Origin of the sequence: Paraburkholderia edwinii (assembly GCF_019428685.1) — a bacterium.
GTDB lineage: Bacteria > Pseudomonadota > Gammaproteobacteria > Burkholderiales > Burkholderiaceae > Paraburkholderia > Paraburkholderia edwinii.
This window is the reverse complement of the sequence record NZ_CP080095.1, coordinates 2,031,685-2,055,703: the sequence shown is the minus strand read 5'-3', so window position 1 is coordinate 2,055,703 and position 24,019 is coordinate 2,031,685. Positions and strand designations below refer to the sequence as shown.

The 24,019-nt window shown below is 65.1% G+C and carries 15 protein-coding genes; 5 read left to right on the top strand and 10 right to left on the bottom strand.

Annotation, left to right across the window (positions count from 1 at the left end):
* Nucleotides 1–183 precede the first annotated feature (183 nt).
* From KZJ38_RS09165 to KZJ38_RS09155, 3 genes are read left to right on the top strand one after another with little or no spacing between them, the layout of a single operon-like run.
* The gene (locus tag KZJ38_RS09165; RefSeq protein ID WP_219800190.1) at nt 184–1,605 is read left to right on the top strand and encodes an MdtA/MuxA family multidrug efflux RND transporter periplasmic adaptor subunit; all 1,422 of its coding nucleotides are present in this window, start codon (nt 184–186) and stop codon (nt 1,603–1,605) included.
* Between the two features lie 42 nt (nt 1,606–1,647).
* Complete coding sequence (locus KZJ38_RS09160; protein WP_219799747.1) at nt 1,648–4,779, top strand: MdtB/MuxB family multidrug efflux RND transporter permease subunit; 3,132 nt, start codon at nt 1,648–1,650, stop codon at nt 4,777–4,779.
* A gap of 3 nt (nt 4,780–4,782) precedes the next feature.
* On the top strand, nt 4,783–8,112 hold the full coding sequence (locus tag KZJ38_RS09155) for an efflux RND transporter permease subunit (RefSeq protein ID WP_219799746.1): 3,330 nt from the start codon (nt 4,783–4,785) through the stop codon (nt 8,110–8,112).
* A gap of 66 nt (nt 8,113–8,178) precedes the next feature.
* Here the strand turns inward: KZJ38_RS09155 and KZJ38_RS09150 are convergent, their stop codons facing one another.
* From KZJ38_RS09150 to KZJ38_RS09140, 3 genes are all read right to left on the bottom strand, one after another.
* A complete protein-coding gene (locus KZJ38_RS09150) occupies nt 8,179–8,643 on the bottom strand; it encodes a hypothetical protein (protein ID WP_219799745.1) in 465 nt (154 codons plus the stop codon).
* Between the two features lie 141 nt (nt 8,644–8,784).
* Entirely contained in the window at nt 8,785–9,348 is a 564-nt protein-coding gene (locus tag KZJ38_RS09145) for a peroxiredoxin (protein ID WP_219799744.1), read from the bottom strand.
* Between the two features lie 250 nt (nt 9,349–9,598).
* Entirely contained in the window at nt 9,599–10,945 is a 1,347-nt protein-coding gene (locus KZJ38_RS09140) for an EAL and HDOD domain-containing protein (protein WP_219799743.1), read from the bottom strand.
* A gap of 379 nt (nt 10,946–11,324) precedes the next feature.
* On the opposite strand from KZJ38_RS09140, the gene KZJ38_RS09135 reads away from it, so the two are divergent.
* Both KZJ38_RS09135 and KZJ38_RS09130 read left to right on the top strand, forming a co-directional pair.
* Nucleotides 11,325–13,148: a putative bifunctional diguanylate cyclase/phosphodiesterase gene (locus tag KZJ38_RS09135; RefSeq protein WP_219800189.1), complete on the top strand. Its 1,824-nt coding sequence runs from the start codon at nt 11,325–11,327 to the stop codon at nt 13,146–13,148.
* Between the two features lie 88 nt (nt 13,149–13,236).
* Nucleotides 13,237–14,694 carry an HDOD domain-containing protein gene (locus KZJ38_RS09130; protein ID WP_219799742.1) on the top strand — a complete coding sequence of 486 codons (1,458 nt, stop codon included), beginning with the start codon at nt 13,237–13,239 and terminating at the stop codon, nt 14,692–14,694.
* A 139-nt stretch (nt 14,695–14,833) separates the two neighbouring features.
* On the opposite strand, the gene KZJ38_RS09125 is transcribed toward KZJ38_RS09130, so the two are convergent.
* The 7 genes from KZJ38_RS09125 to KZJ38_RS09095 form a co-directional block, all read right to left on the bottom strand.
* The gene (locus KZJ38_RS09125) at nt 14,834–16,306 is read right to left on the bottom strand and encodes an EAL and HDOD domain-containing protein (RefSeq protein WP_219799741.1); all 1,473 of its coding nucleotides are present in this window, start codon (nt 16,304–16,306) and stop codon (nt 14,834–14,836) included.
* A gap of 151 nt (nt 16,307–16,457) precedes the next feature.
* Nucleotides 16,458–17,555 (bottom strand): succinylglutamate desuccinylase, encoded by a 1,098-nt coding sequence (gene astE / locus KZJ38_RS09120; RefSeq protein WP_219800188.1) that lies wholly within the window; start codon nt 17,553–17,555, stop codon nt 16,458–16,460.
* 72 nt (nt 17,556–17,627) lie between these two features.
* Nucleotides 17,628–18,968: an N-succinylarginine dihydrolase gene (gene astB / locus KZJ38_RS09115; protein WP_219799740.1), complete on the bottom strand. Its 1,341-nt coding sequence runs from the start codon at nt 18,966–18,968 to the stop codon at nt 17,628–17,630.
* 10 nt (nt 18,969–18,978) lie between these two features.
* Nucleotides 18,979–20,442, bottom strand: coding sequence for a succinylglutamate-semialdehyde dehydrogenase (astD, locus tag KZJ38_RS09110; protein WP_219799739.1), 1,464 nt, complete (start codon nt 20,440–20,442; stop codon nt 18,979–18,981).
* On the bottom strand, nt 20,439–21,527 hold the full coding sequence (astA, locus tag KZJ38_RS09105) for an arginine N-succinyltransferase (protein ID WP_219799738.1): 1,089 nt from the start codon (nt 21,525–21,527) through the stop codon (nt 20,439–20,441). Before astA ends, astD begins: the two co-directional genes overlap by 4 nt.
* Nucleotides 21,524–22,591: an arginine/ornithine succinyltransferase subunit alpha gene (gene aruF, locus KZJ38_RS09100; RefSeq protein ID WP_219799737.1), complete on the bottom strand. Its 1,068-nt coding sequence runs from the start codon at nt 22,589–22,591 to the stop codon at nt 21,524–21,526. Before aruF ends, astA begins: the two co-directional genes overlap by 4 nt.
* An 18-nt stretch (nt 22,592–22,609) precedes the next feature.
* Nucleotides 22,610–23,845 (bottom strand): aspartate aminotransferase family protein, encoded by a 1,236-nt coding sequence (locus KZJ38_RS09095; RefSeq protein ID WP_219799736.1) that lies wholly within the window; start codon nt 23,843–23,845, stop codon nt 22,610–22,612.
* Nucleotides 23,846–24,019: the final 174 nt, after the last annotated feature.

The following is a 24,019-nucleotide window of genomic DNA, read 5'->3' as shown; positions in this document are numbered from 1 at the left end:
TGTCCCGCTTGAGTCAGTGCCTTGCCTCTTGCTTGTTAAACGCCGCATCGCGTTCACCCATCGGCCGCGCCAGCCGATAAACGCGCCGCACGCACAACCGCCCTATCGATAAGCGGACCGTCGTGCAGCGTCGCGATGCTCCGTAGTCTTGCGCAATTCCTCGCTAGCCAGCTGATCGAACCGATGGACGAAAAACAAAAGCAGTCGGACACCACCCGCCACCCGCCTCCCGCGCCCGCCCCTGCAAGCCCGCCTCCCACGCCGGGCGGCGGACCGCGGCGCAGCCGCCGCGCGTGGTGGGTGGTGCTAGCCATCGTCGTGATCGCAGTGATCGTGCTCGTGCGCTGGCATCCGTGGCGCAAGGCCGACGAAGGCGCGAGCGCCGGCGCCTCGGCGGGCGCGAGCGGCGCGCATACCGGGCGCGCGGGCGGCGGCCGGCGCGGCGCATTCGCGAACCAGCCGCAGCCGGTCAAGGTCGCATCGGTCACGCAAGGCGACATACCGATCGTTATCACCGCGCTCGGCACGGTTACGCCGCTCGCGAACGTCACCGTGCGCACGCAGCTGTCCGGCACGCTGCAGACGGTCGCGTTCCAGGAAGGCCAGATGGTGAAGAAAGACGAACTGCTCGCGCAGATCGATCCGCGCCCTTATCAGATCTCGCTGGCGAACGCGCAAGGCACGCTTGCGAAAGACATGGCGCTGCTGCAAACCGCCCGCCTCGACCTCAAGCGCTATCAGACGCTGCTGTCGCAAGACTCGATCGCAAGCCAGCAGGTCGACACGCAGGCCTCGCTCGTCAAGCAATATGAAGGGCAGGTGCAATCGGACAAGGCGAATATCGACACCTTCAAGCTCGATCTGACCTACGCGCGCATCACCGCGCCGGTCGCGGGCCGCGTCGGCCTGCGTCAGGTCGACCCCGGCAACTACGTGACGCCCGGCGACGCGAACGGCATCGTCGTGATCACGCAGCTGCAGCCGATCAGCGTGATCTTCACCACGTCCGAAGACAATCTGCCCGCCATTCTCAAGCAGTTGAACGGCAAGACGAAGATGTCGGTCACCGCGTACGACCGCACGAATTCGACGTCGCTCGAAGCGGGCTACCTCGAAACGATCGACAACCAGATCGATACGACCACCGGCACCGTCAAGCTGCGCGCGACCTTCGCGAACACGGGCAACATGCTGTTCCCGAACCAGTTCGTCAACGCGCGTCTGCTGGTCGACGTGATCCACAACGCGACGATCGTGCCGACCTCGGCGGTGCTGAACGGCTCGATCGGCCAGTTCGTCTATGTCGTGAAGCCCGACAACACGGTCACGGTACGCAAGGTCAAGGTGGGACCCGTCGACGGCGAACGCACAAGCATCGCGTCGGGCCTGCAGGTCGGCGAACGCGTCGTGACCGACGGCTCGGACCGCCTGAAGGAAGGCGCGAAGATCACGATCCCGGCCGAGCATCCGGCTGGCGCGTCGGGTGCATCGGGGGCGTCCGGCGCATCGGGCACTGCAGGCGCGTCCTGGGCTGCGGGCGCGTCGGGCGCATCGGGCGCGCATGCCCACCGTCATCGGCACGCGTCGCAAGCGTCGTCGCAATAAAGACCCGCTTCAGGCACCCGCTCAAGGACCCGCTGACAACGCATGAATCCATCCCGCGCCTTTATCCTGCGTCCGGTCGGCACTGCGCTGCTGATGGCCGCGATCATGCTGGTCGGCCTCGTCGCGCTGCGCTTTCTGCCGCTTTCCGCGCTGCCCGAAGTCGACTATCCGACCATTCAGGTGCAAACGTTCTATCCGGGCGCGAGCCCCGACGTGATGACCTCGTCGGTCACCGCGCCGCTCGAGCGGCAGTTCGGGCAGATGCCGTCGTTAAACCAGATGTCGTCGCAAAGCTCGGCGGGTTCATCGGTCATCACGCTGCAGTTCAACCTCGATTTGCCGCTCGATATCGCCGAGCAGGAAGTGCAGGCCGCCATCAATGCGGCCGGCAACCTGCTGCCGTCCGACCTACCCGCGCCGCCGATCTACGCGAAGGTCAATCCGGCCGACGCGCCGATTCTCACGCTCGCGATCACGTCGCAAACGCTGCCGCTCACTCAGGTGCAGGACATTGCCGACACGCGCCTCGCGCAGAAAATCTCGCAGGTCGGCGGCGTCGGTCTGGTCAGCCTGTCAGGCGGCCAGCGCCCGGCGATCCGCATTCAGGCGAACCCGCTCGCGCTCGCGTCGTACGGACTCAATCTCGACGACCTGCGCACGACCATTTCGAACCTCAACGTCAACACGCCGAAGGGCAGCTTCGACGGCCCGTCGCACGCCTATACGATCAACGCGAACGACCAGCTGACCGACGCCAGCGCGTACCAGAGCGCGGTCGTCGCCTACAAGAACGGCCGCCCGGTCATGCTGACCGACGTCGCGACGATCATTCCCGGCGCCGAGAATACCAAGCTCGGTGCGTGGGTGAACGGCACGCCCGCAATCATCCTGAACGTGCAGCGCCAGCCGGGCGCGAACGTGATCCAGGTGGTCGACAACATCAAGAAACTGCTGCCCACCCTGCAGCAATCGCTGCCGACGGCGCTCGACGTGCAGATCGTCACCGACCGCACCACGACCATCCGCGCCTCCGTGCGCGACGTGCAATTCGAGCTGCTGATGTCGGTCGTGCTCGTCGTGCTCGTCATGTATCTGTTCCTCGCAAACATTTACGCGACGATCATCCCGAGTCTGTCGGTGCCGCTGTCGCTGATCGGCACGCTCGCGGTGATGTATCTGTGCGGCTTCTCGCTCGACAACCTGTCCCTGATGGCGCTGACCATCGCCACCGGCTTCGTCGTCGATGACGCGATCGTGATGATCGAAAATATCGCGCGCTACGTCGAGGAAGGCGAACCACCGCTGCAGGCGGCGTTAAAGGGCTCGAAACAGATCGGCTTCACGATCATCTCGCTGACGGTCTCGCTGATCGCGGTGCTGATTCCGCTGCTGTTTATGGGCGACGTGGTCGGACGGCTGTTCCACGAGTTCGCGATCACGCTCGCGGTCACCATCGTCATCTCGGCAATCGTGTCGCTCACGCTTGTGCCGATGATGTGCGCGAAGCTGTTGCGCCACACGCCGCCGAAGGAAAGCCACCGCTTCGAGGCGCGCGCGCATGCGTTTATCGACTATGTGATCGACCGCTATGCCGTCGCGCTGCGCTGGGTGCTCGACCGCCAGCCCGCCACGCTCGTCGTCGCGGTCCTCACGCTCGTGCTGACCGCGCTGCTCTACGTGTATATCCCGAAAGGCTTCTTCCCGGTCCAGGATACCGGCGTGATCCAGGCGATTACGCAGGCGCCGCAGTCGGTGTCGTATCAGTCGATGGCCGAACGTCAGCAGGCGCTCGCCGCCGAGGTGCTGAAGAACCCGAACGTCGACAGTCTCACGTCGTTTATCGGCGTCGACGGCACCAATATCACGCTGAACAGCGGCCGCATGCTGATCAACCTGAAGCCGCGCGACGACCGCGACGCCACCGCGAGCGAAGTGATCCGCGAACTGCAGCGCGCGACCGCGCATCTGCCGGGCGCGACGCTTTATATGCAGCCCGTGCAGGATCTGACGATCGATTCGACGGTGAGCCCGACGCAATATCAGTTCATGCTGACGGACCCGAATATCGCCGAGTTCCAGACCTGGGTGCCGAAGCTCGTCGAACGGCTGCAGCAGGTGCCCGATCTCGCCGACGTCGCGACCGATCTGCAGACCAACGGTCAATCCGTGTACGTGGAGATCGACCGGCCCACCGCCGCGCGCTACGGCATCACGCCCGCGACCGTCGATAACGCGCTTTACGACGCATTCGGCCAGCGCATCATCTCGACCATCTTCACGCAGTCGAACCAGTACCGCGTAATTCTCGAAGCGACGCCGACGCTTCAGCACTACACGGATTCGCTCAATTCGATCTACCTGCCCTCTTCGACCGCGTCAGGCGGCCAGGTGCCGCTGTCGGCCATCGCGAAGTTCCACGAACGGCCCGCGCCGCTGCTCGTCACGCACCTGAGCCAGTTCCCGGCCACCACGGTGTCGTTCAACCTCGCGCCGGGCGCATCGCTCGGCGCGGCCGTGAAGGCGATCCAGCAAGCGGAAAAAGACATCGGCCTGCCCGCCTCGTTCCAGACGCGCTTCCAGGGCGCGGCCCTCGCCTTCCAGGCCTCGCTGTCGAACGAGCTGTTCCTGATTCTCGCGGCGATCGTCACGATGTATATCGTGCTCGGCGTGCTGTACGAAAGCTTCGTGCATCCGGTCACGATTCTGTCGACGCTGCCGTCGGCCGGCGTCGGCGCGCTGCTCGCGCTGCTGATCACCGGGCACGATCTCGACATCATCGGCATCATCGGCATCGTGCTGCTGATCGGTATCGTGAAGAAGAACGCGATCATGATGATCGACTTCGCGCTCGAAGCGGAGCGCGAGCACGGCAAGCCGCCGCGCGAAGCGATCTACCAGGCGTGCCTGCTGCGCTTCCGGCCGATCCTGATGACGACCATGGCCGCCCTGCTCGGCGCGCTGCCGCTGATTCTCGGCAGCGGCGCGGGGTCGGAGCTGCGCCGGCCGCTCGGTATCGCGATCGCGGGCGGTCTCGTGGTGAGCCAGCTGCTTACGCTGTTTACGACGCCCGTCATCTACCTCGGCTTCGATTCGCTCGCGCGGCGTCTGCGCGCGCGCTTCCATCGCGACCCCGGCAACCGCCCGACGCCGCCCGCCACCGATAGCGGGAGCTGACCGATGAACCTGTCGCGTCCGTTTATCGCACGCCCGGTCGCTACGACGCTGCTGTCGATCGGTATCGCGCTGTCCGGCCTCTTCGCGTTTTCGAAGCTGCCGGTCGCGCCGCTGCCGCAGGTCGACTACCCGACCATTTCGGTCCAGGCCTCGCTGCCGGGCGCGAGCCCGGAAACCGTTGCAACGAGCGTCGCGAGCCCGCTCGAACGACATCTGGGCGCCATCGCGGACGTCACCGAAATGACGTCGAGCAGTTCCGTCGGCTCGACGCGCATCACGATGCAGTTCGGTCTGAACCGCGATATCGACGGCGCCGCGCGCGACGTGCAGGCCGCGATCAACGCGGCGCGTGCGGACCTGCCGGCGAGCCTGCGGCAGAACCCGACGTATCACAAGGTCAACCCGTCCGACGCGCCGATCCTGATTCTGTCGGTGTCGTCGAAAACGCTGCAGGCGGGCCAGCTCTACGATTCGGCCGCCACCGTGCTGCAGCAGTCTTTGTCGCAGGTCGACGGCGTCGGCGAAGTCGACGTCAGCGGTTCGGCGAACCCGGCCGTGCGCGTCGAACTCGAGCCGCACGCGCTGTTCCACTACGGCATCGGCCTCGAAGACGTGCGCGCGGCGCTCGCCTCGGCCAACGCGAACAGCCCGAAGGGCTCGATCGAGTTCGGCCCGAACCACGTGCAGCTGTACACGAACGACCAGGCGAGCAAGGCGTCGCAATACAAGGACCTCGTCATTGCGTACCGCAACGGCGCGGCCGTGCATCTGTCCGACGTCGGCGAAGTCGTCGATTCGGTCGAAGACCTGCGCAACCTCGGCCTCTCGAACGGCTCGCGCGCCGTGCTCGTGATCATCTACCGGCAGCCGGGCGCGAACATCATCGAGACGGTCGACCGCATCAAGGAAGAACTGCCGCAGCTCGTCGCGTCGCTGCCGCGCGACGTGCAGGTGGTGCCCGCCGCGGACCGGTCCACCACGATCCGCGCCTCGCTGACCGACACCGAGCACACGCTGATGATCGCGGTCGCGCTCGTCGTGATGGTCGTGTTCCTGTTCCTGCGCAACTGGCGCGCGACGCTGATTCCAAGCGTCGCGGTGCCGATCTCGATTATCGGCACGTTCGCGGCAATGTATCTGATGGGCTTTTCGATCGACAACCTGTCGCTGATGGCGCTGACCATCGCCACCGGCTTCGTCGTCGACGATGCGATCGTCGTGCTCGAAAACATCGAACGCCATATCGAGAACGGCGTGCCGCGCATGAAAGCGGCGATCATGGGCGCGCGCGAAGTCGGCTTCACGGTGATGTCGATCAGCATCTCGCTGGTCGCCGTGTTCCTGCCTATCCTGCTGATGGGCGGTATCGTCGGGCGCCTGTTCCGCGAGTTCGCACTGACGCTCTCGCTGGCAATCGCGGTCTCGCTGGTCGTCTCACTGACGCTCACGCCGATGATGTGCTCGCGCCTGCTCCACGAGCCGCACGAAAAGAAAAAAGAAGGCCGTCTGTCGCGCTGGCTTGAGCGCGGCTTTACGCGCATGCAGGAAGGCTACCGAAGCACGCTCGGCTGGTCGCTGCGCCATCCGCGCATCATCCTGCTCGTGCTGCTGGCAACGGTCGGGCTCAATGTCTGGATGTACATCATCATCCCGAAGGGCTTCTTTCCGCAGCAGGATACGGGGCGCCTCGTCGGCGGCATTCAGGCGGACCAGAGCACGTCGTTTCAGGCGATGAAGGGCAAGTTCGCCGAGATGATGAGCATCGTGCAGTCGAATCCGAACGTCGACACCGTAGTCGGCTTTACCGGCGGCCGGCAAACCAACGCCGGTTTCATGTACGTATCGCTGAAACCGAAGCCCGGCCGCAAGGCCACGGCGGACCAGGTGATCCAGCAACTGCGCGGGCCGCTGTCGCACGTCGCGGGCGGCCGCACGTTCCTGCAGGCCGTGCAGGACATCCGCGTCGGCGGCAGGCAATCGAACGCGCAGTATCAGTACACGCTGCTCGCCGATTCGACGCCCGATCTGTACAAATGGACGCCGCTCATCACGACGGCGCTGCAGGCGCGCCCCGAACTCGCCGACGTCAATTCGGACCAGCAGGAAAGCGGCCTCGAGGCCTTCGTGACGATCGACCGCGCGACTGCCGCGCGCCTCAATATCACGCCGTCGCAGATCGACAACACGCTGTACGACGCGTTCGGCCAGCGTCAGGTATCGACGATCTACAACCCGTTGAACCAGTACCACGTCGTGATGGAAGTCGCGCCGAAATACTGGCAGAGCCCGGAGATGCTCAAGCAGGTGTGGATCAGCACGACCGGCGGCACCGCAAGCGGCTCGCAATCGACGAACGCGACGGCCGGCACCGTGACGAAGACGAACGCGTCGGGCAACACAGCAAGCACGTCGGGCAGCACCACATCAGCGGGCGCTTCCGGTTCGTCGAACGTGGCGGCCATCGCCGCCGATGCCGCGCGCAATCTCGCGAACAACTCGATCGCGGCGAGCGGCAAGTCGAGCGCCTCGACGGGTGCGGCCGTGTCGACATCGAAGGAAACGATGATTCCGTTGTCGGCGATCGCGACGTTCGGGCCCGGCAACACGCCGCTCGCGGTGAATCACCAGGGGCAGTTCGTCGCGTCGACGATCTCGTTCAACCTGCCGCCGGGCCGCTCGCTGTCCGACGCGACGGCCGCCATCGACCAGACGATGGCGCAGCTCGGCGTGCCCGCGACGATCCACGGCAGTTTCCAGGGCACCGCGCAGGCGTTCCAGCAGTCGCTGAACGACCAGCCGATCCTGATTCTGGCCGCGCTGGCCGCCGTCTATATCGTGCTCGGCATTCTGTACGAGAGCTATATCCACCCGCTCACGATTCTCTCGACGCTGCCGTCGGCAGGCGTCGGCGCACTGCTCGCGCTGCTGCTCTTCGATACCGAGTTCAGCATCATCGCGCTGATCGCGGTGATTCTGCTGATCGGCATCGTGAAGAAGAACGCGATCATGATGGTCGACTTTGCGATCGATGCGTCGCGCACGCGCGGGCTCTCGTCGCGCGATGCCATCGAGGAAGCGTGCCTGCTGCGCTTCCGCCCGATCATGATGACGACCTGTGCGGCGCTGCTCGGCGCGCTGCCGCTTGCGTTCGGACGCGGCGAAGGCGCCGAGCTGCGCGCGCCGCTCGGTCTGGCGATCGTCGGCGGACTGATCGTGAGCCAGATGCTGACGCTCTACACGACGCCGGTCGTTTATCTGTACATGGACCGTATGCGCGTCTGGGGGGAGAAGCGGCGCGGCGGCGCCGGCCAGCCGGCCGCCGCAGCGGAGTAAATGAGCGGCGGCGCGCACTAGCCGTTCATTGCCTGTGCCGCTTCTCGCGGCACAGGCATGGACCCACTAAAGCTTCTGCGCCATCGCGCGCGTCAGAATGCGCTGCCACTGGCGCGCCTGCCGCTCGTTTTGCATCGGCAGTTGCCAGACGGGCCGCGCCGTATCCTTGACCTGCAGCCCGACACGCCAGCCGCTGCCGTCGCGTTCGGCCTGCGCGCCTCGCAGATCGCCAAAGATATAGTCGCCCTTCGCGCCGCCGAGCTGGATCGAGCACAGCCCCTTGCCCGCGGCGAGCCGCACGCCGCCCCATGGTTGCTTGAGCTCATGCGTCCAGTCGCCGTCGTGGATATTCGGCGCGATCTCGCGATGGCGCCGCCACCAGTAAGCGACCGCGGCGATCACGATAGCCGCCGCCACCACCGCGGCGCCGATCGCCACGCCGACGCCGAAATGCGCGGCGAGCACGTCGTACGCGCGCACCGCGCCGTAGATCAACGCAATCAGAACGAACAGAGCGACAAAGATCGGCATCGCGCCTCCGTAAGAAACGCCGGGCAATCGTGGGTCAAGCTGCTCAATGCTTGTTCATCAACACAACGGGTTCGGGTGCAGAGCGGCACCCGCCGCGCCGCTAAAGCTTCTGAAGCGGCCAGCGCGGCTAACGCGCAACCGTCATTGCGCCTTGTGCGTCGCGGCCCATTGCTTGACCGCTTGCATCGTATTCTCGACATGCTTGTCCGGCGACATGCTCGTGTATTCGTAGATGATCTTGCCGTCCGGCGCGATCACATACGACACGCGGTTCGCCATCGAGTCGTGCATCGGCAGCCCCGCATCGTAGGCGCCGATCACTTTCGCGTTGGCGTCGGCCGCAACGGGGAATTTGCTGCGGCATTCGCTGACCGAGAACTTCGTCAGCGTGTCGATATTGTCGTGCGACACGCCGATCACGGTGGCGCCGTATTTCTTGTATTCGTCGACGGCGTCGGCGAACTCGTGCGCCTCGATGGTGCAGCCTTTCGTGAAGGCGGCCGGATAGAAGTACAGCACGACCGGCCCCTTCTTCAGCGCATCGGCCAGCGAGTACGTGTAGGTCTTGCCGCCGAGCGACGCCTGCGCGGTGAAGTCGGGCGCGGTATCGCCGGGCTTCAGGGTTGCCGACGCGGCGAGCGCATAAAACGACAGCGCGGCGGCAAGGCCGGCCGCCGCGACGGTTTGCTTCAGCGTACGTTTCATCTGTGTTCCTCCGGTTCGTGCGGCGGGCGACGCCGCCCCGACGCCATCCTTCGCCGCCACACACATCGATTCGCTATTGGATCACAGTTTGTGCGGCGCCCGTGCATGCTGCGGTCAGCCCGAGCCTCCGTTGCCGCCTTAGCCTTATGCCGTCCCCGCTGCCGTCGCCGCTACCGTCCCAGTTTCTGCCTCAACCGGCCCGGCAGAAGCTGCGTCAGTGGCCACCTCAGTGGCCCCCTCAGTTAGCGCCTCAGTTACCACCCGCATGCGCGCCGAACCACGCAGCCGCCGACAGGTTCAGTTCCGCCAGCACCCCTGGTGTGAACACCGAGAAGCGCTCGAGCGTCTCCGCCTGCACGATCGCCGCGGTCTCGGCGCCCTGCCCGGCCGCTTCGGCGACACGCAGCAGCGCGCCCATCTCGCCGTCGCGTTCGACAATTGCATTGCGGATCAGCGGCGACAGCCCAAGCTTGTCGAGCGCCTTCGCGGGCGTCGAATCGACGACCACGTGCACGAGCGAAAAGATGCCGGTCATAAACGCCGCGTCGGCGAAATCCTCGTCGCCGGGGCGCAGCAGACGCGCGGCCAGTTCCATAAAACGCGAGCGCGTGCCGGCCAGTTGCACGAGCGGATCGGAGCTCCACGGCAGTTCGCCGCCGCCCGCGTACAGCAGCAGTTGCGCCCAGCGCGCGATCTGCCGCGTGCCGGTCGCGATAATCGCCTCGCGCAACGAAGCGATATGACGGCCGAGCCCAAAGGCGCTCGAGTTGACGAGGCGCAACAGTTGCACGACAACGTTCGGATGGCGCTTCAACTCCGCTTCGAGCTCGAAGAGGCCCGCGTCGCGCGACAGCAGCGCGAGCAGGCGCAGCAGGGCCGCGCTCGACGAACGGCTTCTATGCGCAGCCAGCACTTGAGGCCGTGCAAAGAAGTAGCCCTGGAACAGATCGAAGCCAAGGTCGCGCGCCTGCAGAAAATCCTCTCGCGTCTCGACCTTTTCGGCGATCAGCGTTTTACCGTGGCCACGCAGCGTCGCCGCGAGCGTCTTCAGCGAGCTGCGGTCGGCCAGCAGGAAATCGACCTTGACGATATCCGCATACGGCAGCATTGCGTAAAGGCTTTCGGACAGCTCCCAGACGTCGTCGAGCGCGATCCGGAAGCCGGCGCGGCGCAATTCGGCCAGACGCGCGAGCAGGCGCGCATCGACGGTCACGGTTTCGAGAATCTCGAGCACGAAGCGCTGCGGCGACATCAGATGCACGATGTCGTCGAACAGCAGGCGCCGGCCGATGTTGATATAGCCGCGATGCTGGCCGAGCACGGCCGGCACGCCAATCGAGCCGATTGTGCGGGCGACCACCTGGGCGGTCGCCTGCGCGTCGTCGGACACGCGCGCGTGGTTGTGCGCACTGTCGCGAAACAGCAACTCATAGGCATTGAGCGCGCCGCTGCGATCGAGGATCGGCTGGCGGCCCAGATAGACAAACTCCGAAGCGGAATGCGGGGCATCCAGCGAGACACCGGCTGTGCCGCTGAGCGTACCGCCGGCTCCCTTCTCGGTCCTGCGGTCGTCTCTATCGTCGAACAGTTCTGACATGATGGATGGCGGCATGAATTCAAAAAACAGCAATCGTGCAGGCCAGGGATGGAAACGGTCCCAACGACCGCCGCGCATCGTACCAAAACCGAACCGCCTCACGAACAATCGCATTAACGGAACAAGGGGGGCGGTACTTTAGCGCGACCCTCGGTGCAGTGCAGCGAGCGGGCCCAAAGTGGCGTCTTCGCCTGCGAAAAAGGGTTGCCGTCGCGCGAAAACGCGCCTTTGCGATGCTTTTTTTCGATCTCAGGCTAAAGATTTTGCGGCGCCAGCCGTTATGTTGCTCTGATGGACGTCTTCCCATCTTCCGGCTGGATGCGGTAACCGGCGGGCGAGTTCGCCCGTCTGCGACGAAACAGGATTGTCAGCGACTTACATGGAAGCGAACAGGATTACCGCACCTCGACGGGGCTGGCTGCGCAACGCGATCGAGCGTTGGCGCACGGTACTGGGCCCGCGCGGCGGCGAGGCGCAAGCAGCCGGAGCGGGCGCCGCCGCCCTCGGTCTCGAGCAGACCGTCGGCGCCGTCGACTTCCTCGCCCACGTCGACAGGGATCTGCGCTTCCTGTACGTGACCGACGCGAGCCTGCGCTTTATCGGTTACCACCGCGAGTATCTGGAAACCATCAGCCTGCACGACATCGTCGCGCCCGCCGACAGCGCGCGCCTCGAAGCCGTGCTGACGCGCGCCGAGGCCAGCGGCACGGTCGAAAAGGTCTCGCTCGATCTCGTCAAGTCGCTGACCTACCCGATCGCCGTCGAACTGCGCGTCGTGCGCAACAACCACGACGGCATCGAGGGCTATGCGATCGCGGGCTTCGACGTCTCCGCGTGGCGCGCCAACGAAGCGAGCCTCAAACGCGCGCTGCACACCGACCATCTGACCGGCATCGCCAACGTGCCGGCGCTCGTCGACGCATTGCGCGACGCGCAGCAGCAGGCCGACGCGAACGGCACGCCGGCCGCGCTGCTGCTGCTCGACCTCGACGACTATCAGCGCGTGAACCGCGCGCTCGGCTACGACGCCGGCGACGAAATGCTGCGCGATACCGCGAAGCGCCTCACGCACATGACGACGCAAGGCGAAATCATTGCGCGCGTCGCCAGCGACGAATTCGCGATCCTGCTGCCGCCGGCCGCGACGCGCACCGACGCCGCGATCGCCGCCGAAGCGCTCGCGCGGCGCCTCTTGACTGCGATCCAGCAGCCCTACTCGTACAACCGGCAGCCCGTGCATCTGTCGGCCAGCATCGGCATCGCGTTGTATCCCGACGTGCAGCACTCGAACGACTCGACCTCGCGCGACAGCCAGCTGCTGCGCTGGGCCGACCACGCGCTGCTGCGTGCCAAGGCCGCGGGCGGCAACACGCTCGCGTTCTACGTGCCCGACGACAGCCCCGCCGACGCCGAGCGCCTCAAGCTCGAATCGGATCTTTACGACGGCGTGCGCAACGGCGAGTTCTCGCTGCACTTCCAGCCGATCACGAGCAGCCACTCGCGCGGCGTGGTCGGCGTCGAGGCGCTGATCCGCTGGCACCATCCGCTGCACGGCCTCGTGCCGCCGTCGATGTTCATTCCGCTCGCGGAGTCGGTCGGCCTCATCAACTACCTCGGCAACTGGGTGCTGAAAGCCGCGTGCATGCAGCTGATCCAGTGGGACGCGAAAGGCATCAAGCTGCAGTACGTGGCGGTCAACGTGTCGCCGCAGCAGTTCCGCGACCCGCGCTTTACCGACAACGTGCGCGAAGCGATCGCGCTGACCGGCATCGACCCGCGCCGGCTCGTGTTCGAAATCACCGAGACGCTGCTGATGCACGATCCCGCGCATGCCACCGCGCTGCTCGCGGAATTAACTGCCATCGGTATTCGTTTTGCAGTAGACGACTTCGGGACGGGCTATTCGAGTCTTGCGTATCTGCAACGTTTCCCGCTTGCCAAGCTGAAAATCGACCGGAGCTTTGTCGAGAATCTGCTAACCTCGCGCAATGATCAGGCAATTGTCAGCGCAGTGGTCGGACTTGCGCAGACGCTCGATCTCGAACTGGTCGCCGAAGGCGTCGAAACGGAAGCGCAGCGTGCGTTGCTGACCCAGATGGGATGCGATCACATTCAGGGATGGCTCGTGTGCAAGGCGCTGCCGTCCGAAGAACTCGCGCAGCGCTTCGAATCGCGCGCGCTTTACCTGCACGACGCAGCGTGACGCACGCGGCACAGAAACGCACCGGCGGCCCGCGCGACAGGCGCGGCCGGCTACTCACTGGAACACGTATGGCTTTTGCGGGACTCACATGTTAAAGGCGGCCTTGCTCGACAGGCTCTGGGGCAAGATGAGCGAACGCGGCGATTTTCCGATGCTGTCGCAGTCGCTCCGCACGACGATGGCCGCCGTCAAGAACGACGAGCTCGACTTCACGTCGCTCGTTCAGGTTGTGCTCTCCGACTTCGCATTGACGCACAAGGTGCTGCGTCTTGCGAATTCGGCGATGTACATGGCGTTCGGCGGCAATATCACCACGGTCTCGCGCGCGCTGATGGTGCTCGGCATGGATGCGGTCGGCCACCTCGTGGTCGGCCTGCAGATCGTCGATCACTTTCATCACAGCGTACCGCGCCGCATCGACGCGAAGCTCGAACTGAACCGCACCATGCTGTCGGGCTGCGTCGCGCGCAAGCTGACTGAACGCGGCGACCTGCGCGCCGGCGAAGAGGCGGTGGTGTGCACGCTGATGCGCCAGGTCGGCAAGCTGCTCGTCGTGTTCTATCTCGACACCGAATGGGACCAGATCCGCCGCCAGCTCGATGCGGGCATCGCCGAAAAGGATGCGTGCGCCAGCGTGCTCGGCGTGTCCTACGAGGAGATCGGCATCGAGGCCGCAGCGCGCTGGCGCCTGCCGGAAATCATCCGCACCGGCATGACCGCGTTCGATCCCGCGCGTGACGACGAGCCGCGCCAGACGCAATGGATGCGTGCCGTCACCACCTTCTCGACCGAAGTCGCAAACCTGCTGACCGCGCCCGACATGCCGGTCGCTGTGCGCGATGCGCGCATCGCCGAGCTCGCGCAGCGCTACAGCCGGCCGCTCAATACCGATGCGGACGTGCTGATCGAAATGAGCATTGCGCTCGCGCGCGAAGAAGCCGGCGACGGCGTGATGCGCGAAATCAACGAACTACGTGCGAGCGCCGATGCGATCGCGCGCGAGCCGCTCGAACCCGAAGACCGCATTCGCGCGGGCGTCGAAGACCTGCGCGCGCTGCCCGCGGACAACGCGCTTGCACCGGCACTGACGCTCGCATCTGAAACCGTGCTGGCGGGCCTCGGCTTCGACCGCACAGTCGTGTTCGTGCGCCAGGGCGGCGGCACGTTCAAGGCGAGCATGGGCTTCGGGCCGAAGGTCGACGCGGTGATGCCGCAGCTTTCGTTCGCGAGCGCTTTTCAGCCAGACGTGTTCCACCTTGCCATCGCGAACTCGGTCGGGATCTTCATCGAGAACGCGCGTGATCCGAAGATGGTCGCGCGGCTGCCGGACTGGTACAAGCGCTCGTTTAGCGACGCGCAGTCGTTCGTGCTGCTGCCGGTTATGCTCGAAAATCAGTCGACGGTCGCGCTAATGTACGGCGACTGGACGCACAACACGGAACCGCGCCGTATCAGCCAGCAGGAAATGGCGGCGTTGAACGAGTTATCGCGGGAATTGCGGCGTTTTTTCGCCCAAGCGCCGGTGGGTGAGCTGGAGACGCTGTGACTCGATCCCGCACAACGGGATTGAGGAAAGTCGCTTCTCACTGATCTGATAGACCTGCCGGCGCGGCAAATCCCTTCAGTGCGTGCGCCCTGCACTTGCGTGCAGGTCCGACGCACTTGCACCGCTCACTTGTACTGATTCAATCTTCGATCCGCTCGAGGCCTTCCGCTTCGGCACTGCGATCGGCAATACCGGCCCACGCGGCCGCCGTCAGCGCGAGTTCGGCCGCTTCCGGCACGGTCAACGGGGCGAGCGACTGGCAGGCCTTCTCCACTTCATCCCATGCACCGCGCTCGATCGCTTCGGTCAGCGTCAGCAGCATGCCGAGCGAACCTTCGTGATGTTCGATGGCCGCGCGAATCGGCCGCGACAGCATCAGCACATTGAGCGTGGTTTCGAGCGAACCGCCGAACACCGCATCGACGAACGAGAACACGCCCGTCAGGAACGCCGCGTCGGTTTCGTCGCGCCCTGCTTCAGGCAACCGTGCAACCGCGAGCTCCATAAAACGCGCGCGCGATGCGGCGAGCTGCAGCAGCGGATCGTCTTCGAGCGCGACCTTGCGGCCGTCCGCGTACAGCAGCAGCTGCGTCCAGCGCGCGATCTTGTCGGTGCCCGTCGCGTTGATCGCATCGCGCAGCGTCGTGACGCGCAAGCCCAGCGCGAGTCCGCTCGCGTTCGCAAGGCGCATCAGATGCATAACGAGCACCGGGTTCAGCTTCAGTTCCGCTTCGAGCTGCGCCACCGTCGGTTCGCCGGCCAGGAGCTGCAGCAGATTCAGCAGCGCATGGCGCGGCGCGCTGACGCGGCGCGTCGACGAGACGCTTTGCGCACGCGCGAAGAAATAGCCCTGGAAGCGGTCGAAACCGAGATTGAACGCGGTCTGAAAATCGTCGTGCGTGTCGGTGTTGAGCGCGATCAGCATCTTGCCCGCCGACTTCAGCACGCTCGCGAGCTTCGGCAGCAGCGCGGCCGGCGTCTGCTGCAGATCGATCTTCACGGTCTCCGCATACGGCAAGAGGCGCGCGAAGCGGTCGTCGACCTGCGTCACATGATCGATGACGAAGCGAAAGCGCCGGCCGTGCAGCGTGACGATGCGCGCAATCAGTTCGTCGTCCACCTGGATATCGGGCGGCAGTTCGAAAATAAAGCGCTCGGGCGGCAGTGCCTTGACCGCCTCGTCGAACAGCAGATCACGGGTCGCGTCGATATAAGCGGGATGGCCGGTCAGCGCGAGCCGCACTTCGGGCCGGACCAGCGCGCGAATCAGCGCGCCGACGCGCGCCTGCGCGGAGTTTTTGTTCGCGGAGAGTTCGCCGTCGCCGTCAGCCTCTTCAGCGCCGGTGGCCGGTTGGCTATCGGCGGAATGGTCGGGCTCTGCGGATGACGCGTCGGACAACGCGTCGGCCAACGCATTGGCCAACTGAAGCTGCTGGATTTTCAGCTCGAAACCGCACAGCATGCCGTCCCGGTTCAAGAGCGGCTGGCGGGCGAAATACACGTCGCGCGGCGCGCCTTCGGCGGTACTGCCGGCGTCGCTGCGCCGGTCGCCGTCAGCGGAACCCGAAAGGCCGTCTGGCCGGCCTTCCTGCTGGACTGCGGTGGTGGTCATGCGGCTCCCCTCTGGCAAAGCGCGCGTAGCGCTTTGCGCTCTCTTCGTTATGTCTGGCGGATTCAATACACCGGGTTCAAATGCCCGGCGATTTTAGCGCACGCCCGCACGCCGCGGACAGCGAAATCGTGTGCGCACAACGAAACTTCGCTTATTGCAGTGACGCGAGCGCATGCTCTGTCGTTTCGACGACCATCAGTCCCGCGCGCAGGCCAGGTTTTACCGACGGATTCGGGAACACGATGCGCTCTTCGGGATGGCTCACCGTATAGCGATAGCCGCCGTCGCGCGCGATCAGCGTGTGTTGCGGATACGCAGTGAAATTTGGCACGTCGGCTTCGACGAGCAGTTCGAATGCGTCGCTGTGTTTCGTGATCTGATCGATCACGGTGAAGACACGTGGCAGCGGTATGGCTTTTTGCACATCTCGGCTCGCCGTCGCATCGATCGAACGGGCGTGAGCGCGGCGGTCATCACACTGCCCCGAAATCAGGTTACGCAACGCGCGATCGGCGCCTGCGAAACGCGCAAGATCGTTCTGTCCGAACGGACGCACCTTGCCCAGTTCGAGCGTGCATGCGTCGGCGCCGCACGCCTCGGATGTGAAATGCGAATACGTCGTGCTCTTCGCCGAATGCACGAGCACCGCTGCGATGTTCGCATCGCGCAGCCATGCAAACATCGCGCGCGACATCGGTTCGCCCGTATGCGGCAGCAGCGCGAAACGCTCGAACACCGAGGCACGGATCGCCGTGTGCATATCGATATGCCAGCGCGCGCTGCGCCGTTGCGGCGCGTTCGCAAAAAATTGCGCGGCTGCGCGTTCGAGCGCCGCAGCGCGCGGCGCTTCCCTGCTCGCCGGCAACTGCGTGTGACGGCCACTGAAGAGGCGGTTCAGATCGTCGTCGATATAGCGGCACGCGGCGCGCATCGCCGCGACATTGCCGAGCACGACGAGCAGCCGGCACGTGAGCCGCGCGCGGCCGTTTGCGATATCGCGCACGATCATCGACAGCAATTCGATCGGTGCGGTTTCGTCGCCATGAATGCCGGCCGACGCGAGCACGCTGTGCACTGCCGCTTCATGATCTGCATCGTGACCTGCATTGCGCCCGGCCGCTGCAGGCTCGAATTGCAGCACGCCATCGTCGAGCCAGTTCCAGCGCACGCCGTTTGCGCACACGCCTTCGCGTTGCGTGGCATCGGGTGCATGGCCGCCTAGCGTGTAGGCAAGAAAGTCGTCGAGCATCATGGCCTCTGCCGCGTGGTGATTCTGGAAAATCCAGCGCTTGAAATGCAGCGTTGAAAATTGTGCAGAAATTCAGCGTTGAAAATCGTACAGCGATCCGACACGCAGAATTTGCGTCAGTTCATCGAGTGCCGTGCGCGATTCGTCGAGCAATTGCGCGTCCGCCAGATCGCCTGGCGCAAGCCGGTCGCGATAGTGCCGGTCGATCCACGCATCGAGCAAGCCGAATAGCCGATCATCGATCCATACGCCGGGCAACACCGCTTCGCGCTCGGTATCGGTGAGCACGACGCGCAGCCGGAGACACGCCGGGCCGCCGCCGTTCTTCATGCTTTCGCGCAGATCGAAAACCTCGACCTCATCAATCGGACCGGACCCCGCGACGAGCGTGTCGAGATAACGCGCGACGCGCTCGTTCTCGCGGCATTCCTGCGGCACGACGAGCATCTGCTTGCCGTCCTCGCGCATCAGCAACTGGCTGTTGAACAGATACGACGTGACCGCATCGTTGACGCTCACGAGCGCATCCGGCACTTCGATGACATCGAGCGGCGCATGATGCGCGGCGAGCTTCGCGCGCAGTTCGTCGTACACCGCGCTGGAGTCGACAAACGCAAGTTCATGGCAAAAAAGTGTGCGCCCGTTGCCGACCGCAATCACGTCGTTATGAAACACGCCCGCGTCGATCACGTCGGGATTCTGCTGCGCGTAGACGGTAGTTTCTTCAGTGAGCCCATGCCGCTGCGCGACCGCGCGGCTCGCCTCGAAAGTCTGCCGCGCCGGGTAGCGCTTCGGCTCGGGACCGCGCCGGTATTCGCTGCGGCCGTACACGAAGAATTCGATGCCGCGCTCGCCGTACGCCGCGCAAAAGCGCGTATGGTTCGCCGCGCCTTCGTCGCCGAGCGCCGGCGTGCCCGGCAGCGCTTCGTGCACCGCAAAGCGGCTTTCGTCCGCGAAAATCGCGCGCAACGTGCGGCGAGTCGATTCGTGTTCGATCGCGCGATGCAGCTTGCTGCACAGGTTCGCCGGCGTGAAATGCACACGGCCATCCGCGGTGTCGGCCGAGGGGCTGACGGTGGCCGCGTTCGCGGTCCACATCGCGGACGCGGAACTGGCGGCGGCGAGCAGTTCGGGCGCTTCCTTCGCGACTTTCGCAATCACGTTCGCGTCAGCGCCCGAAAAGCCGAGTTCGCGCAACAGGCGCAGCGACGGCCGCTCCTGCGGCGGCAGCACGCCCTGCCGGAAACCGAGGTCGGCCAGCTGCTTCATCTTGCGCAGCCCCTGCTTCGCGGCGGCCTTCGGATTCGCGACCGACTTGTCGTTCGACAGCGACGCGACATTGCCGAACGACAGGCCCGCATAGTTATGAGTCGGGCCCACCAGCCCGTCGAAATTCGCTTCGATCGCTCGCATGGTCCGATCCCTAGAAATGAAGGCCCGGCGACACGCTCGCGGGCATTTGCAGTTGCGCGCTTTCGACCGACGCCATCGGGTACGAGCAATAGTCGGCCGCATAGTACGCGCTGGGACGGTTGTTGCCCGACCGGCCGGTGCCGCCGAACGGCGCGGCCGACGACGCGCCATTGGTCGGCCGGTTCCAGTTGACGATACCGGCGCGAATCGCACGCTGAAAATGCGTCCATTGCGTTTCGTCGTCGGCGAGCAGGCCTGCGGAAAGTCCGTACGCGGTGTCGTTCGCGCGTTCGATCGCGGCATCGAAGGTGTCGTAGCGGATGATTTGCGCGAGCGGCCCGAAATGCTCTTCGTCGGGTAGATCCGCCACGTCGGTCACATCGAGAATCGCGGGACTCACGAAGCCGAGCGCGGGATCGCTCTGGTGCATTGCGAGCAGGGTGCGTGCGCCGCCGTCCACGAGGCGCGTCTGCGCATCGACCAGCCGCGCAGCCGCACGCGCGGTGATAACAGCGCCCATATACGGCTGAGGGTCTGCATCGTAAGCGCCGACACGAATCCGCGAGGTGACGTCGACAAGACGCTCGATAAAGCGCTCGCCGAACGCATCGTCAGGCACGAGGATGCGTCGCGCGCAGGTGCAGCGCTGCCCCGCCGACAAAAACGCCGACTGGATCGTGTGATGCACGGCCGCATCGAGATCGGCCACCTCGGCCACGACGAGCGGATTGTTGCCGCCCATTTCGAGTGCCAGCACGATCTCGGGGCGCCCGCCGAACTGCTTGTGCAGGAACGTGCCCGTACCGGAACTGCCGGTAAAGAAAAGCCCATCGATCTGCCGGTGATTCGCGAGCGCCACACCCGTGTCCTTCTCGCCCTGCACGAGATTGAGCACGCCCGCGGGCAGCCCCGCTTCCTGCCACACCTCGACCGTTGCGCGCGCAACGGCCGGCGCGAGTTCGGACGGCTTGAACACCACCGTGTTGCCCGCGATCAGCGCGGGCACGATATGCCCGTTCGGCAAGTGCCCCGGAAAGTTGTATGGACCGAACACGGCAACCACGCCATGCGGACGATGCCGCAGCACCGCGGTGCCGTCGGCGATCTGTGCGCGCTTTTCGCCGGTGCGCTCGTGGTAAGCCTGGATCGAGATATCGACTTTCGCCGCCATCGCGGCAACTTCGGTGCGCGCTTCCCATAGCGGCTTGCCGGTCTCGCGGCCGATCGCTGCGGCAAGCGCTTCCTTGCGTTCGCTCAATAGCGCGGCGAAGCGGCGCGCGATGGCGCAGCGCGCTTCGAATGGTGTGGCGGACCAATCAGGGAACGCGCGGCGCGCGCTTATGACTGCGCGCTCCACATCGTCGGCCGATGCGCTGCTGCCTTGCCACACGATGTCGTTCGTGCCCGGATTGCGCGACGCGAATGCCGCGCCGCTGCCTGCAGTCCAGCTGCCGTCGATCAATAGTTCGGTCATGCTGATCCCTGTTTCTGTTTAGGTGCATGCGTCGTGGCCAGCACGCGCACGGGGTCGCCGGCGTTCACGCGCAGCGCCGCGGCTGCGTCAGCAGACAGGCGGAACACGCCTGCTTCAACGATGCCCGGCGCCATGCCGACGCGAAAATCGTCGAGCGACGTATTCGAGACGAGCGAGCGCGGCGCTTCGCGGTCGCTGCCCTGCGCGGGTTCGCGCTGGCCGTCAGCGGATGCATGCGCCGCGCCGACGATCTCGACCGGCACGACGACGCTCTCGCGCATCGTGCGCAAATCGGCGATATGGCATTCGAGCACCGGGCCCGCATCGAAGATATCGACGTGGTTTTCATAGCGCAGCCCTTCGGCTTCGAGCATCTTGCGCGCGGGCAGCGTATCGCTATGCGTGAGGCCGACACATTCCTGCGCTTCTTCGGGCAGCAAATCGACATACACGGGAAAGCGCGGCATCAACTCGGCGAGAAACGACTTGCGGCCATGCGAGCTCAGATAGTCGGCCGCATTGAAATCGATCTGGTAGAAGTGCGAGCCGACCGCGCGCCAGAACGGCGACGTGCCTTCCGCATCGAAATGGCCGCGCAGTTCCGCACAGATGCGCTGCGGAAAACGCTCGCGAAACTGCGCGATAAACATGAAGCGCGAACGCGACAGCAAGCCGCCGACTCCGCTCGAGCGATAACGCGGGCTCAGGAACAGCGAGCACAGTTCGGCGTAGCCGGTCAGATCGTGCGAGATATTGAGCGCGCGCATCAGCGTCCAGATGCCGAGGTCCTGGCTCGCATGCACGACCGTGCTCACGCGATAGTTATAGAACGGCTGATCGAGACCGACTGCCGTTTCGATGCCGCATACGCCCGCGATATCGCCCGTCGCGCTGTCTTCCATCACGAACAGGTAGCCTTGCTCGTGCGGCGCCGCGTGATTGTCGAGCGTGCGGCGCGAGCGCGCGATACGCGCCTCGAGCGCGGCGCGATCGGGCTTGAACGTGGTGAGGCCGGGGCCGGTTTCTCCTGCAAGGGCGACGAGCGCGTCCAGATCGCCCGTCTGTACGACACGCACGACGATCATTGAGCGTCCTCCGCAGATGCGTTGTTCTCTTCCTGATGCAGGATCACGCAGCGCACCGTGTCGCCGTCGTTCACGCCGAGCGCGGCACGGGCCGCGGCCGGCAGCGGCGCGCCGGCACTATGCTCGCGCGGCAAATCGACCAGCACGCAGCGGAATTCGCCGGGGCGGTTGCTTGCAACCATATAGGTGGCGCTGAGCGCGCGGTCAGGCGGCGCTTCGTTGCTCGCGTGCACAGCCCGCATCTCGTTGCGCTTCGCGCACGCGCTGCGATCGACCTGCACGGTCAGCACCGGTCCCGCATCGAAGATATCGACATAGCGATCGGTCTCGAAGCCCTCTTCGAGATGAATCTCGTACGCGAGCAGCGCTTTTTCGTCGGGCTCGCCGAGCACGCGCTGCGCCGCTTCCGGCAACAGCGGCACATAGATCGGATAGCTTGGCATTACCTCGGCGATAAACGTGCTGCTGCGTCCGCCCGACTGCACTTCGATATCGGCGAAATTACGCCCGAAGAACTTGCGGCCCACCGCTTCCCAGAACGGCGACACGCCCGCGTCGTCGGTCACGCCGAGCAGCAGCGAAAACACCTCGGGCGTGAAGCGCCTGCGGTTCGCGGCGATATACATCATCCGCGCGCGCGACAGCAGGTGTGCCGTCGCCGCGCCGCGCAGCTCGGGCTCGATATAGAAGCCGCCGAGACGGCTTTTGCCGGTCAGTTCGTGCGACATCGTCAGCGCGTGGATCTTGCGGTTCACATGCAGCTCGCGCGACGCATGAATTAGCGCATCGTTGCGAAATGCGTAGAACGGCTCCGAATAACCGGCCGCGGCGACGATGCTCGCGGTGCCGAGCAGCTTGCCTGTTTCGCTATTTTCGAGCACGAAGAGATAGAACTCCTCACCTGGGAAATCCGCTTCCGCGCGAAACGAGTCTTCCGATAAGGCGACGCGCGCCTCGAGCGCGCGGCGGTCGTGCGGCAGCGAATGCAGCACCGGCTGCGCGGCGCGCGCCATCTGTTCGAGCGCGTCGAGGTCGGCGAGGCGACCGGGGCGTACGAAGAGCATCGTCGTTCCCCGTGCAGGCTATTTGGCGTGCGACGCGGCCGTCGCGCCGACCACTTCTTCGATCGCCTTTGCGAGCCTTGCGAGCCCTTCGTGCAGATCGTCGAGCGGAATGATCAGCGACGGTGCGAAGCGCAGCACGTCCGGGCCCGCCATCAGCATGATGAGCCCATGCTTGCCCGCCGCCGTGACGAAGTCTTTCGCGCGTCCCTTGAATGCCTCGTTAAGCTCAGCGCCGATCAGAAGCCCCTTGCCGCGCACCTGCGTAAAGATGCCGAAGCGCTCGTTCAGTTTTGCGAGCGTTTCCTGCAGCGCCGTGCTGCGCGAGCGGACCCCATCGAGCAGTTTCGGATCGCTGATCAGTTCCACCACTTTGAGCGCGATGGCCGATGCGAGCGGATTGCCGCCATAGGTGGTGCCGTGCACGCCGACCTTGAAGTGCGCGGCCAGTTCGTTGGTGGTCAGCATCGCGCCGATCGGAAAGCCGTTGCCGAGCGACTTCGCGGTGGTCAGGATATCCGGCGTCACATCGGTGTCCTGATATGCGTAGAAGAACCCCGTGCGGCCAACGCCCGTTTGCACTTCGTCGAAAATCAGCAGCGCGCCGTGCTGGTCGCATGCTTCACGCAACGCGCGCAGAAACGCGGGATCGGCCGGAATCACGCCGCCTTCGCCCTGAATCGGTTCGACCACCACCGCGCAGGTTTGCGGGCCGATCGCCTTGCGCGCCGCGTCGATATCGTTGTACGGCAGATGGATGATGCCGGCCGGCACGGGCCCGAAGCCTTCCGAGTATTTCGGCTGCCCGCCGACGCTGACGGTAAAGAACGTGCGGCCATGAAACGACTGCGTGAAGGAAACGATCTCGTATTTTTCCGCGCCATGCCGTTCGAACGCCACGCGCCGCGCCAGCTTGAATGCGGCTTCGTTCGCTTCGGCGCCCGAGTTCGCGAAGAATGCGCGGTCGGCAAACGTCAGGTCCTCGAGACGCTTCGCGAGGCGCAGCACCGGCTCGTTCGTATAGCCGTTGCCGATATGCCAGAGCTTCGCGCCCTGCTCGTGCAACACCTTCAGCAGTTCCGGATGCGCATGGCCCAGCGCGGTGACGGCGATACCGCCAGCGAAGTCGATATAGTCGCGGCCCTGCGTGTCCCAGACGCGCGAGCCTTCGCCCCGATCCGGCACGAACGGTGCGGGCGAAAACACCGGCACCATCACTTCGTCGAAGGTCTGGCGTGTCACATTCTGGTCGTTCATGACGGATCCTCGTGGCGGTAATACCCATAGTGTAGAAAACGAAGCGCGCGCCGTCTTGCGCATACGCGACGTGTTCTATCGAAGATCCTGGGGTGGGTGCGCCGCGCCGAGGGTTGGCGCCAGGGTGGGCCGCGCCAGGGTTCACCGCGCCAGGGTTCACCGCGCCAGGGTTCG